The sequence below is a fragment of the Streptomyces sp. NPDC055955 genome, assembly GCF_042270245.1.
Classification (GTDB): Bacteria; Actinomycetota; Actinomycetes; order Streptomycetales; family Streptomycetaceae; genus Streptomyces.
Genome location: NZ_JBHJYS010000022.1, coordinates 37074 through 50552, shown reverse-complemented (window position 1 = coordinate 50552; position 13479 = coordinate 37074). Strand labels below are relative to the sequence as shown.

The window sequence follows — 13479 nt, the reverse complement described above, 5'->3', positions numbered from 1 at the left end:
TCATCAACGCAGGTCGGCGATGACGGGAGTGATCTCGGTGACGGCGCGCTGCTCAGCCGCGGTGTCACCGAGATCGCGCGCGGCCCACAGCTCGGCCTTGAGCTGCAGATAGCGCAGCCGGATCCGCATGCGCTCGATCTCCTGGGCAACGCGTTCGGCGTTGTCCTGGAACAGCTCACGCAGGCGCGAAGCGTCACCGGTGCCCAGATGCGCGAGGTAGGCGCGCATGTCCCGCACGCTCATCCCCGTCGACCGCAGGCAGCTCAGCGCCTCGATGGTCTCCACGGCGGCCGGCCCGTAGCGCCGGTGACCGCTGCTCTCGTCGCGGCCCACGGCGCCGATCAGACCGATCTTCTCGTAGTAGCGCAGAGTCGGCTCCGAGAGCCCGGTACGCCTCGACACCTGCTGGATCGTGAGCGGTGTGGCGTCGTCGACCGCGCCGGACCTGTACGTCATCGCCATGCCTCAACCCTCCAATACTTGAAGCGCTTGAAGTCAAGGCGCGCCCCTGGACCGTCGACGGGTGGGGCGATCGGGCGTAGACGGACAGGCTGAGTGCCCGGCTTCGAGTCCGCCAGGCGCTCACGCCGCGGCTTCAGGTGGTGAAGGCCTCGATCAGCGTCCAGACGGCGAGTCCGGCCATGCACGCGGCACCGATGCGCTGCACGGTCTTGAGAGGGACCCGCTTGGCGATGAAACGACCGACCAGAAGGGCGAGGGCGGAGACCGACATCAGCGCGAGCGTCGAGCCGAGGGCGGTGGGCAGCCACGGGTTGGTGGCCGCGAGGTTGGCGGTGGTGATCTGAGTGAGGTCGCCCCATTCGCTGATGAAGATGGCCATGAAGGCCGTGGTGTAGACGGGCCAGAAGCCGGTGACGGTCGTGGCGGCGCCTTCCTCGTCGTCCTCGTCCCCGCCGCGCAGCAGCACGACGGCGCCGAACGCGAACAGGGCCGCGGAGACCAGCTTGACGGCCGTGCCCGGCAGAAGGCTGAGCAGGCTGCCCGCGCCGACGGCGATCGCGACGTGCACGACGAAGGCGGTGGAGGTGCCGAACCACACATACAGCGGACGCATCCGGGTGCCCATGGCCAGCGAGGCGAACATGGTCTTGTCGGGGAGTTCCGCGAGGAAGATCAGCCCGAAGGCGGTGAGGAACGCCAGGGGGTCGAAGGTCATTGCCTTGCTTTCTGCCGGGGCCGGGCCGTCGGCTCATCGGCACCCATGGGGCGACGGGAGAACCACTCGGCCCGGCACGATGGAACGGCCCACGCGTCAACGGGACCGGATCATGCCTTGGCCGAAGGTCTCGTCCGCCCCCGCACAGTGTGCGGGAGCCCGGTGGCCGGGGTGCTCTGGAGCACCCAGCGTGTCGACCGACGGTTTTCGGGACTACTCCCCTTCGCTGCGGTCCACAGTAGCGGGTGATGTCCTGACCGCGTGGTGGCCGGGCGGGGGACCGGCGACGGCTGAGCAGACCGCGTCCACTCACCACGGCACCGGCGAGCGGCAGTTGGAGTGTCGTGGTCATCGGCACTCCCGTGAGGGAGGGGCCGATGACTGCCGATGAAGTCAACTGCACGTCACCTGAGAGAGGTTCCACAGTGACAACGGGGACGCGTGTGCCACAGCGAGTCGAGGCACGCGCCGCAGGTCCCGCGCGGCACGAAGCGCGCGTCACACAGGACGTGGTCCGCGTCGCGCTGAACGAAGCCCGCGCCGCACGGCACGATGAAGGCCCCGGCCACCTGCGCGGCCGGGGCCCCTCACGAAGAGCGACCCCTACGGGCTCAGCGTCGCACGGAGAGCCGTGCGACCCGGGCATCTGCGGGCACTCGTCCGTCGACCTGCACCGCGATGTATCGCGCAGACGTGTCGAGGGTGAGCTCCCGGTGGCTGCCGCGCCCGTCGACCCGGCCCGCGCTTCGGTAGTCGACACCGTCGTCGCTGACCTCCACCGCGAGAGCGGGCGCACTGGCGACCGTCCAGTCCACCTCGACCGAGCCCACCTGCAGTCGCGCGCCCAGATCGACGACCATGCGCCCGTCGGGGCCGGGCCGCCACGCCGTCACCGGATCGCCGTCCACCGCGGCGGCCGGGTCCGACATGCCCGCGGGCAGCGGACTGGTGGGGAACACGGTGCGGCCGAGCGCGAGGTCGTCGAGGGGGAAGGCGGTCGCGCCACGCAGACGGACGGTCGTCTCACGGCCCCGCGACACGACAGCGACCTCACCGCGCTGCTGACCCTCCACCCGGACACGGCAGGCGGCGCCGGACAGCCGCACCGTGGCTCCGTCGGTGACCTGCACGCGCAGCCCGGTGGGCAGTCGGCCCATGCCCGACACAGGAGTGAGAGTGAACCGGGGCGGGAGCAACAGGGCTTCGGCCGCGAGGAGTTCGGCCTGGTAGGACGTCCCCCTGTCGGTCAGCGTCTGGTCCCCCTGGAACACCACACGACCTGCACCGGACTGCGGCACGTCCACCGTCGTGGTGACCGCGTCACCCGACAGGTTGAACAGGCTCAGGTGCTCCTGCGTGAACGCCGCCCGGATCGCCTTGTTCCCCGTCGTGGGTGAGCCCTTCTGCGCGAGCGCGCGCAGCGTCTTGGCCGACACGCCTGGATACCCCTCGACCACCACGGGCGCCGCCGGGCCGTCGGCCGCCAGGATCGTGTCGCCGTACACCGCGATCGGGTGGTCCGAACCGCGCACGACCAGGCCGGCCCGCCCGTCGACGTCGAGCCAGCCGCCCTTGCTGCTCACCTCGGGAACCGGCCAGGCCGCCAGGTCCTCCCAGTGCTCGCCGTCGGCCGAACCCTGGAGGAGGTAGGCGCGCCCGGCCGCCGCTTCCCAGCGCAGCGTGACGCGGTCGACCTCGTGCGTGGCGCCCAGGTCCACGGCCAACCAGCTGTCGGCGCGTGGGCGGTCGGCCTTCGCGACCGCCCACCGCGTCGCCGGGTCGCCGTCGAAAGCCAGGTCCGGGCCCTTGCCCGGATCGTACGAGGACGTGGCGGCCGTCCCGCCGCGCGCGAGGTCGGAGCCGCCCGCACCGTCGCGCACCTCGAACGCGTACAGCGAGTAGCCGTATGCCGGATCGGGTCGCACCCCGAGCATCCGGATGTGGCGCACAGTGGTGCGCGAGAAGCCCACCTCGTCGACGCGCGCCGCTGCCGTGGCCGACGTACCTGCATCCTGCGCCCGGACGGAGACCTCGCCCTCCTCGAAGCGGTACGTACGTGCGCCGTCGAGGCCCGCCATCCCCGGCATGGTCAGGTTGTGCACCTCGAGGTGCCCCTCCCCGGCGGCCGTTCCGGAGGTCGCATAGACGACCCCACCCGTCGGCAGCGTCGTGAAGCCCGCGTAACCGGCGTCAAGGCGCAACACGGTCGCACTTCCGTCGAAGCCGTCGCGCAGCGACGTGTACAGCCGGACCGTGCGCTGCCCGACCTTGCCCGTCGTGGCGGGCAGGAACATCGGCGTACCGCCGCTGAGCTTGAACAGCCAGTCGTCGTGGCCCGGCTGCCAAGCGAACTTCACGAAACCCGACTTGCTGACAGCGCCCGCCCACGCGGCCCGTGTCTGGTGCGAGACAAGGCCGGGTCCCGTGCCGAAGTCCGCGACCCCCGACGCCTGGGTGAAGAGCTCGTCCTGGGACAGTGGGCGCACCCGGTGGCCGTTCGCGGCCGCCCACACATGCAGCAGATAGCTGATCGCCACCTCGGCCCGGGCCTCCGGCTCATATTTCGGCTCACCGGAGAACTTCGCCAGACGGTACTCAGGCGGGTACTTCTGGTACGCCTCCAACCGCTCGGCCAGCGCCTGCTCGGCCCGTGCCGCCGCCCGGTCACCGGCCACCTGGGCCAGGAAGGCGAGGGGGATCACGTCCCTGCCGTACAGATGCTCGCGGTCGTTCACCATCGGCATCAACGGCTCGCCGGCGTCACTCATCACTCCCAGCAAGGTGCGCCACAGCGGCAGCGCGTTGGGCTGTGCCGTGAGCACCTGGGGCAACGGCTGCCCGGCGGCCAGGAAGTGCGCCGCGTTGCGGCCCGACGTACGCCACAACTCCTCCTGGTAATGCGGTCCGAAGGAACCGTGGTTCTCGACGATGAACGTGTCGTACAGATTCCGTGCCGTGTTGCGGGAGACAGCGACGCCGTCGACGAGCGCCGGATTCGCCAGGTCGGCAGGCGGAAGCCCTGCCTCGTTGCGCGACCAGGTGCCGTAGGCGGACTCCCAGTCCGGGCGGCGCGCATCGTCGGGCGCCCAGGCGAGGGCGGGGGCGAGGGTCTGCGCGTACAGGCCCATCTCCTCCAGCTTCGTGTCGCCCACATAGCCGCCCTGCAGGCCGTTCGGCGTCCAGTCGCCCGAGTCCGGGTCGTCGCCGGTCCCCAGCTTCGTCGTGTAGGCGGCCTGTTCACGAACGATGGTGTCGATGTGCGCGCGCGTCGCGCTGTCGAGGTCGTCCCAGAGCAAGCGCGCGGCAAGGACGAAGTACGACTGGAACGTCGTGTCGAAGAACAGCTTGCGGCCCCATTGGGTCCCGCCCGTCAGTCGGTTCGACGCCGCGAAGTGCCGGATGGTGGCGAGCGTGCGCGCCTTGAGGGTGTCCCTGTCGATGCCGGCCGACCCGCTGTCGTACGTGCCGTGGGTGAGCAGCACCGCATGGCCGAGGACGACGGCGAATCCGAAGTCCTTGTCCGTGTAGTAGCCCCGTGCCTCGTCCCATTGTGTCTCGGACCAGTGGGTGTGCTGGAGCAGGACGCGGTGGTAGGTGTCGGCTGTCGCGTCCGAGGAAGAGGCGGAGTCGGCGGATGCGGTGGAACTACCGCTTGCCTGGGCGGGGTTCACGCCGACGACGGAGGGCAGGGCGGCCAGGGCGCCCGACAGGCCGAGGAGTTGCAGGAATCTCCGGCGGTCGATGTGCTTGAGGTGGTGCGGCATGTGCGGGACCTTTCACAAGACAACGTTGTCAGGTGGGGGATGGCGCTCATTCTTCGGTCTGTCGCACGGACCGTCAATGGGTGGGATCCACTGGTGGGCGAGGGGAGGCGTGGTGTGCGCCCGGGGCGGGAACGCGACTCGCACATCACCTATAGGGGGATTCTGATGAGCGTGGTGCGCAGCGCGCCCTCGACTCCGCCGTCGACAGCGCCTCTCTAGAGCACCGGCGGCCCAGCCTCGATGCGACGTAGAACAGGGGTCAGGCGATCCAGATCCGGGCCTGACTGGACCTGTCGTTCGTCCCACCAAGTGGCGCCGGCGTCGTGCAGGGGGCCAATCACGTCCTTGGCCCTGGCCGCGTCCGGGGGTGTGGCGCCGCCGAGTACGAACTCGAAGGGGCGGCCGTCGCCGTTTCCACGCTGATGGCGCACATAGGCGATGAGTTCCCGTACCTCCTCCACCTCCGGCACGATCCCATGCCGGGCGGTCTCGAACAGCGGCACCGCGCCGTCCCAACGCGCTGCCCGCCGCATGGGTGCACGGCGTGGCCAGAACCCCCCGACCCAGACCGGGGGACGGGGCTGCTGCACGGTGGCGGGCAGCATCGCCACGTCCCTGACCTCGTAGTGCCGGCCGTGGTGGTTCACTCGCCCGCCGGACCACATGCGCCCCACCAGATCCAGTCCCTCGTCCAGCCGCTCGGCGAGGACGCGCGGCTCGGCGGCGTCGCCGAAGCTGCGGTACTCGTCCTCGACCGGACCGCCCAGCCCCGCGGCGAAGATCACCCTGCCACCGCTCAGCTGGTCCAAGGTGGCCACCTGCCGGGCGAGTTGCTGCGGCCGATATCGGGGGACCGGCGTCAGCAGGGTGCCCAATCGGATCCGAGAGGTGGCCAGTGCGGCGGCGGTCAGCAGCATCCAGGGGTCCCCGAAGGGGCGCCCCTGGTGCCGTCGGTGCAGAACGTGATCCCACACGAAGAGCCCGTCCCAGCCCGCCTGTTCGGCGGCGGCCGCAGCGGTGGCGACGTTGCGCGGGTCGGCGAAGTCGCCGAAATTGGGGATGTTGACGGAGAAGCGCATCCCAGCAGGATGCGCAGCGGGAGGGGAAGGCGCAATCGGATTCAGGTCCCGGCAGCTCAGTACCCGTACCCTGCGGTGCCGCCGTCGTGGCTGCACCTGTGCGGTGTTGCGGTCGCCGGATGTCGTGGCCGCAGAGTGAGGCCGTCACCTTTCGCCGGAGTCCTGATCCGACGATGGAAACGCCGTCCGTTCTGTGATCCGCCGCGGCGCATGTGCGAGCTCCTCAGGCGGTGTTGACGGATCCGCCGTCGATGAGGCGGCCGGTGCCTGCGGTTGCGGCGGCGCGTGGTGAGCTGAGGCAGGTGACGAGGGCTGCGACCTCGTCCGGGTTCGATGAGCCGGACGATGAGCATGCCGGTCACTGAGGGGAGTCCGGCCAGGAGGTCGGCGTGCGGCAGGCCCACGGATGCCGCGGGTTCTGCTCCGTAGCCCTTGGAGCTTCCCGCGGGGCGGTTCGGACCGGCCCGCGGGCGACCGTGTTCCTCCGGACACCCGGCGGGCCGAGGCCTTCCGTGAGTTCCTTGCCGAAGGCGGTGAGCGCGGCGGCCTTGGCCGTCGTGCAGGCGATCGGTCCGCTGCGGGGTACGCGGGACCGCGAAGCCGCGCCGCGCCAGGAAGTCGGCGAACGGCGTGACGGGATCACCCAGTTGGCGTGGTGACGGCGCCTGGCCGCGGCGGGGGCGTGTAGTACCTGCGACGGAGGGCCCGGGACCCTCCTCCCGTGGGACGCCTTCGGGGCGGGCCCCGCTTACGGTGCTGTACGTGACCGAGACCCGGGCCCAGACGATGCCCACGGGGGCCAGGAGCCACAGCCCCGAGTACCGTCTCGCCGCCGGCGCGCAGAGCGGCCTGCGGCGCGCATCGAGCCCGACCGGCAGCGCGCCCGCTCCGACGGAGGACTGGGCCCGCCCCGTGCCGGTCGCGCCGGCGCGGGGCTGCGGGGTGGTGCACCCGTCCGAGCCGACGGAGGATCATGCCCGCGTCGCCGGGCGGCGGCGAGAGGTGGATGCCGACCGCCTTCCCGGGCGTCGCGGGTCGGGAAGGCGGTCCGGGGCCGGGAGGTGTCACCTCCCGTCAGGACTCCGTGACGGCGTCCGCCGGTCGCAGGACTCGGGCCAGGAACTCGCGGGTGCGTGGGTGTTGCGGGTTACCGAGGACCTCGTCGGGGCTTCCCTGTTCGACGATGACGCCGTCGTCCATGAAGACGACACGGTCGGCCACTTCGCGCGCGAAGCCCATCTCGTGGGTCACGACCATCATCGTCATCCCGTCGTCCGCGAGGCCGCGCATGACGGCGAGGACGTCTCCGACCAGTTCGGGGTCGAGCGCGCTGGTGGGTTCGTCGAACAGCATCAGCTCGGGGCCCATCGACAGGGCGCGGGCGATGGCCACCCGTTGCTGCTGGCCGCCCGACAGCTGCGCGGGGTAGCTGTCCTCCTTGTCCGCGAGTCCGACGCGGGCAAGGTTCTGCCGTGCCACCTGGTCCGCCTCGGCCTTGTCGCGGCCCAGCACCCGGCGCTGAGCGATCGTCAGGTTGTCCAGCACGCTCAGGTGCGCGAAGAGGTTGAACTGCTGGAAGACCATGCCGATCCGCCGGCGCAGCCGGTCGATGTGCACATCCGGGTCGGTGATGTCGGTCCCGGCGATGAGTACATGGCCTTGGGTGGGCTGTTCGAGGAGGTTGGTGCAGCGCAGCAACGTCGACTTGCCCGACCCGGAAGGGCCGATGACGCACACCACTTCGCCCGTGTCGACGGTGAAGTCGATGCCGCGCAGGACCTGAAGGTCACCGAAGGACTTGTGGAGCGCGCGGATCTCGATCGCCCGGGTCGGCGTGGGCGTGTCGTCGGTGGTGGCATTCGTCATGCCCGTCCCCTTGTGTTCTCTCATGCTGCCGGAGGGCTCGCTGGCGGCGCTCATCGTTCACCGTGCCTTCGCGTGGCCCGCCTCCAGGCGGCGCACCACGTAGCCCAGCGGGACGGTGATCAGGAGGTAGCAGAGACCGGCCACGAAGATGGGCGTGGTGTTGGCGGTCTCGCTGGCCAAGTCCCGTCCGAACTTGGTGAGTTCACGCGTCTGCAGGGAGACGCCGAGGAACAGCACCAGTGAGGAGTCCTTGAAGAGGAGGACCAGTTCGTTGGTGAGTGGCGGCACGATGATCCGGAAGGCCTGTGGAATGACGATCGACCACATGGCCCGCGCGTGGGACATGCCCAGCGTCCGCGCGGCCTCCATCTGGCCGCGGGGAACGGCCTGGATGCCGGCCCTGATGGTCTCCGCCATGTACGCGGCGGCAACGAGACCGAGGGCCACGGCGACCTGCCCGTACGCTCCACCAGGGATCGCGAGACCGGGGAACGCCAGGGGGACGCCGACCCCGATGAAGATGAAGATCAGCAGGGCGGGCAGCCCGCGGAACACCTCGATGTAGAGAGAGGCGAGCCAGCGGTAGGGGGCCACCGAGGAAAGCCGCATGAGGGCGACGATCAGCCCGAGCACGAGGCCCACGCCGAATCCCGACAGGGTGTACGCCACCGTGTTGGTGAGCGCCACCGTCAGCAGGTCCGGGAACATCCGCTTGGCCACGGAGAGTTCGAGGAACTGCTGCTGCAACTGGTGCCAGTCGGCCAGTGCGGCGACGGCGATCACCGCGGCGGCCAGGACGACGTACTGCGCACCACGGAGCATACGGCGCCGCCGACGCGGGGACAGGCGGGGGCGCGTGGCCGCCTGGGCCGGGGCCTTCGCGGCGACGGGAGTGGGCGAGGAGGTCACTGGGACACGGCCTCCGCGGGCATCGGGCCGATCCACTTCTCGTACAGCTTCTTGTACGTGCCGTCCTGCTTGGCCTTCTTGATGGCCTTGTCGATGGCGGCGAGGAGCTTGGGATTGCCCCCCTTGCGTACGGCGAAGCCGTACTTCTCGCCCGTCTGGACCGTGCCGGTGACGGTGAACTTCGCCGCGTTGGCCGGGTCCTTGAGCCAGTTCTGGACCACCGGGTAGTCCTGGATGACGACGTCGACCTGGCCGGTGCGCAGCCCGTTCAGCTCGGCGTCCGAGCTCTCGAACGACTTGGAGTCGATGCCGGCGGTGTGCGCGGTGTCCTCGCCGGTGGTGGCCGACTGCGATCCCAGCTTGATCTGGCCACTCTTGATGGCGCCCAGCGACTTCGCCTTGACGCCCTTACGGGCCAGCAGGGCCTGGTCGGCGTCGAAGTAGGGGATCGAGAAGGCGAGGTGCTGCTTGCGCTCGGGAGTGATCGTCATGCCCGCGGCAGCCACGTCGCAGACCCCCGCGTTGAGGTCCGCACCCGTCTTGATCGTCTCGAAGGACTTGTCCACGATCTGCTGCTTCAGACCGAGGTCGTCGGCGACCAGATCGATCAGGTCGACGTCGAAGCCGACGATCTTCTTGCCCTTCTCCGATTGGAACGGGGCGTACGGGAGATGCGTACACGTGGTCAACTGGCCTGATTTGACCAGCTTCACGCCGCCGGCCGTCGTGGTGGCCTGTTCCTTGCTGCAGGCGGTGGCCGACAGGGTGAGCGCGGCGGCGAGCACGAGCGGGGTGGAGCGGCGGACGAGTCTTCCGTGAGTGCTCACTGGACTTCCCTTGGGCATGGAGAGATGCAACTTTCCCTGGGCAGAGGGAAGTTGACCTGGAATGGGACGGGCGCCGACGGGCGCCCGCGCAGTCGTGACCATGGGCCGTTGGGGGCAGGTCCAGGCGGAACTGCGACTGCGGTGGGCACACCCTGCATCAGCGCGAACACGAAAGTCCAGGGCTGTCACCAGCCACTCCTGAAGCCTTCACATTTTCGATCTTGAGGGGCCCGGGTCGTGCGCGGGAGGCCGCCATGGACCGGGCGCTCGGTCGCCGGCCGCGTCGTGGGCAGAGATGACGTGCACATGCCTTGACGAGTGGTCTCGACCACAAGCACCGTTACGGGAGAGCCGTTCTTCGTCCTGTGGGGGGCACGTGAACAGCAGACTCTTCGGCGTGGGCGCCGTGTTGTCCGTCCTCGCCGTCGTGGGGCGCCTGGCGGTTCCGGCCTCGTCGGCGCCGGTCCCGAGGCCGGCCGGCGCGTTGCCCTCTCGGCCCTGCCGACCTGACCGAGACGCGGACCACGCAGCAGCTCCAGCAGGGCGTCACCGGCGGCGGGTCCACCACCGTGGTCGTCGGTGGGGCCGTGCTCAACGCCCGGTCCGACGCGACCCGCGAACGCCCGGTCGGAGGCGCCCTGCTGGTCCTCCCCGGCCGGAAATGACCCCACCGACAGGAGCCGCCATGACCGCCGCCATGATCCGCCGCGCCAGATGTGTCCTGCTCGTCCTGGCCGTCCTGCTGATCACCCTGACACCGAACGCACCGTCCGTGGCCGCCGACGCCCGCGGAGCCGAGGTCGTCGCCGTCACCCAGGTCGCCGACCGTCAGGTGGATCTGTCCGTACGCTCCCCGGCTCTGGGCGGCCGGACCGTCAACGTCCGACTGCTCACGCCCGACGGCTGGAACCCGGACGACCGCGGCCGGCACTGGCCCACCCTGTGGCTGCTGCACGGCTGCTGCGGCGACTACACGTCGTGGACGAGCCGGACCGACGTCGCACGCATCGACAGCCTGCGTGACGTCCTCGTGGTGATGCCGGAGGCCGGCTGGAACGGCTGGTACAGCGACTGGTGGAACAACGGGAACGGCGGTGACCCCGCCTGGGAGACGTTTCACACCCAAGAGCTGCGCCGGCTCCTCGAACGCGACTGGGGAGCGGGCCCGCGCCGCGTGGTCGCCGGACTGTCCATGGGAGGGCAGGGCGCGCTGATGTACGCGGCCCGGCACCCGGGCATGTTCAAGGCGGCAGCGGCGTACTCCGGATCCGTGCACCCATTGCTGAACGACGAGTCGGTGAACCGCATCATGGGGTTCTTCGCGGGGCAGGGCGACGATCCGCGCCGGGTCTGGGGCGACCCCGTGGCGCAGCGGGATGTGTGGGCGGCCCATGACCCGTACTACCTGGCCAAGCGCCTCAAGACGATTCCCGTGTATCTGTCGTGCGGCGACGGGACCGCCGGTCCCCTGGACCCGCCGGGTGCCACCAACGCCCTCGAAGCGGACTTCGACCGGCAGAACCACGCTCTGGCGGGCGCACTCGAGAAGACGGGTGCGCGGCGCGTGACGACCCACTTCTACGGGCCGGGGACCCACAGCTGGCCCTACTGGCAACGAGAACTGCACGCCTCGCTGCCGATGCTGCTGGGGGCGTTGCGGGTCACGAACTGAGGTGACGCGCGGCCGCCTCCCGGCGGGGGCGGCCGGAGCGGGTTCCCCACTATGTCATCATTCAATGACATCGACTGATGACAAGAACGGTATACCTCCCTTGCAGCCCTCCATACCGGCGTCCGCGCGTACCTCCGCCGTATCGGCACCCGCACTTCGCCACCCACGGGCTCTGGTGCCCGTCCTCGTCTCGCTCGGCATGCTCGTCGCCGTGGTCAGCAGCCTCGGCGCACCGCTCATCCCGACCATCGCGGCCGAGGACCACGTCGCCGTCTCCACCGCACAGTGGGCGCTGACGGTGACGATGCTCGTGGGAGCCATCGCCACACCGGTCATGGGGCGCCTCGGCGACGGCCCGTACCGCAAAAACGTGATCCTCACCGGCCTCGCCGTGGTCCTGGCGGGCAGCCTCCTGGCGGCCCTGCCCCTCGGGCTCACCTGCCTCCTCGTGGGCCGGGCACTGCAGGGCGTCGGGATGGGCCTCGTCCCGCTCGCCATCGCCACCGCCCGCGACGCGCTGCCGCCGGAACGGGCGCGGTCGGCGGTGGCGACCCTCTCCCTGACCACCGCCGCGGGCATCGGCCTCGGTTATCCGATCACCGGTCTGTTCGCCCAGTACCTCGGCATGTACGCCGGATTCTGGTTCGCGGCCGCCACGGCAGCCGCCGCACTCACCGCCACCGTGATCGTCGTGCCCGTGGCGCCGAGCCGCCCCAGCATTCCGATGGACTTTCCCGGTGCGCTGCTGCTCGCCGGCGGCATGGCGGCCCTGCTGGTGACACTGGCCGAGGGGGAGCGGTGGGGCTGGGGATCCGCCCCGCTGCTCGCGCTCGCCGTCGCGGCCGTCGTCCTGCTCGCCGGGTGGGTCCTGCACTCGATGCACTCCACGCACCCGCTGGTGCGGGTACGGCTCATCAAGGATCGCGGCGTACTCGTCGCCAACCTGACCACGATGGTCGGCGGTGTGGGCACCTACCTGCTGATCGCCCTGGTCACCCGCTACGTCCAGACGCCCGAGTCCGCCGGATACGGCTTCGGCTCGTCCATCGTCGTCACCGGTCTGCTGCTCGTGCCGTTCTCCGCGGCCAGCCTCGTCACCGGCCGCCTGGTGCGGCTGCTCGGCGCGGCGGCGACCCCCGCCCGCATGCTGCCGCTGGGCTGTCTGCTCTCGCTGGCGGGCCTCGTCTGCTTCCTGCTCGCCCGCTCCAGCCTGTGGGGCATCGGCACGATGATGGCGCTCGCCGGACTCGGCGTGGGCGTCACCTTCGCGGTCACACCCGGCCTGATCGTCGGCGGGGTGCCCGCACAGGAGACGGGCAGCGCGATGAGCTTCAATCAGGTCATGAAGTACATCGGGTACTCGACCGGCAGCGCGCTGAGCGCGGTCATCCTCCAGGCCGCCACCGACCCGGGCGCGGCGCTGCCGACCAACGACGGATATCGCACCGCGGGCCTCGCCGGCTGCGCCGCCTTCGTGATCACCGGCATTCTCGCCGTCGTCCTCACGCGAACGGGCACCCGGCCGCGGCCGTCCGTGGTCGCGGCCGGGCACGTGGCTCCGGTCGCCACGGGTGAGCGGGCGCGCCCCGAGCCGAGCCGCCGGTGAGCGGCGCGGACGCCGGCCCTCGCCGGAACTCCGCCCGCACCCGCGAGGCGCTGTTGCGGGCGGCGACCGAGCTCTTCTCCGAGCGCGGCTACGACCGCACCACCGTCCGCGAGATCGGTGAGAGGGCCGGGGTGGACCCGGCCCTCATCGCACGCTACTTCGGCAGCAAGCCGCTGCTGTACGTGGAGGTGCTGCGCGCCGAACACGGTGACGCGGCGCCGGACGACCTGCTCACCGAGTCCCGCCTGCGTGACGTCGCCGAACGTGCGGAGCGGCGCGGTCCTGTCCCTCTGCTACGGGTCGCCGTCCAGCCGTTGAGCGACGCTGCCGCGCAGGACGCCACCCGCGCGGCACTGCGGTCCCGCCTCGTGGATCCGCTGCGCGCACGTTTCACCCGGGAGAACAGGGACCGGCCGGGACTGCGGGCCGACGTGCTGGTGGCGGCGGTCGCCGGGGTGCTGCTCGCCCGCCATTCCGGAGCCTTCGAGGACCTGGCCGACGCGGAGGTCGACGAGGTCGTCGACGTGCTGCTGGAGACCCTCGGTGGCGACGGACCCGCCGACGATCGGTGAACGCCGA

Annotated in this window: 10 protein-coding genes; 3 read left to right on the top strand and 7 right to left on the bottom strand. The window is 70.6% G+C overall.

From position 1 onward, the window contains the following. Positions 1–3: 3 nt before the first annotated feature. The 7 genes from ACFC96_RS34445 to ACFC96_RS34415 form a co-directional block, all read right to left on the bottom strand. Positions 4–462: a MerR family transcriptional regulator gene (locus ACFC96_RS34445; RefSeq protein ID WP_376615886.1), complete on the bottom strand. Its 459-nt coding sequence runs from the start codon at positions 460–462 to the stop codon at positions 4–6. 133 nt (positions 463–595) lie between these two features. Then, positions 596–1177 (bottom strand): TMEM165/GDT1 family protein, encoded by a 582-nt coding sequence (locus ACFC96_RS34440; protein WP_340456976.1) that lies wholly within the window; start codon positions 1175–1177, stop codon positions 596–598. Between the two features lie 611 nt (positions 1178–1788). Further along, entirely contained in the window at positions 1789–4941 is a 3153-nt protein-coding gene (locus ACFC96_RS34435) for a discoidin domain-containing protein (protein WP_376615884.1), read from the bottom strand. Between the two features lie 215 nt (positions 4942–5156). After that, entirely contained in the window at positions 5157–6020 is an 864-nt protein-coding gene (locus tag ACFC96_RS34430) for an LLM class flavin-dependent oxidoreductase (RefSeq protein ID WP_376615882.1), read from the bottom strand. Between the two features lie 1074 nt (positions 6021–7094). Then, positions 7095–7886, bottom strand: a complete 792-nt coding sequence (locus tag ACFC96_RS34425) for an amino acid ABC transporter ATP-binding protein (RefSeq protein ID WP_376261174.1) — start codon at positions 7884–7886, stop codon at positions 7095–7097. 57 nt (positions 7887–7943) lie between these two features. Beyond that, positions 7944–8708 carry an amino acid ABC transporter permease gene (locus ACFC96_RS34420; RefSeq protein WP_340457015.1) on the bottom strand — a complete coding sequence of 255 codons (765 nt, stop codon included), beginning with the start codon at positions 8706–8708 and terminating at the stop codon, positions 7944–7946. A gap of 83 nt (positions 8709–8791) precedes the next feature. Then, on the bottom strand, positions 8792–9640 hold the full coding sequence (locus ACFC96_RS34415; protein ID WP_376615880.1) for an ABC transporter substrate-binding protein: 849 nt from the start codon (positions 9638–9640) through the stop codon (positions 8792–8794). 667 nt (positions 9641–10307) lie between these two features. Between ACFC96_RS34415 and ACFC96_RS34410 the strand changes: the two genes are divergently transcribed. The 3 genes from ACFC96_RS34410 (at position 10308) to ACFC96_RS34400 (ending at position 13472) form a co-directional block, all read left to right on the top strand. Continuing rightward, the gene (locus ACFC96_RS34410; protein WP_376615878.1) at positions 10308–11294 is read left to right on the top strand and encodes an alpha/beta hydrolase; all 987 of its coding nucleotides are present in this window, start codon (positions 10308–10310) and stop codon (positions 11292–11294) included. 175 nt (positions 11295–11469) lie between these two features. Beyond that, positions 11470–12900 (top strand): MFS transporter, encoded by a 1431-nt coding sequence (locus ACFC96_RS34405; protein ID WP_376615876.1) that lies wholly within the window; start codon positions 11470–11472, stop codon positions 12898–12900. Beyond that, positions 12897–13472: a TetR family transcriptional regulator gene (locus tag ACFC96_RS34400; protein WP_340456986.1), complete on the top strand. Its 576-nt coding sequence runs from the start codon at positions 12897–12899 to the stop codon at positions 13470–13472. Before ACFC96_RS34405 ends, ACFC96_RS34400 begins: the two co-directional genes overlap by 4 nt. The last annotated feature ends 7 nt before the right edge of the window (positions 13473–13479 follow it).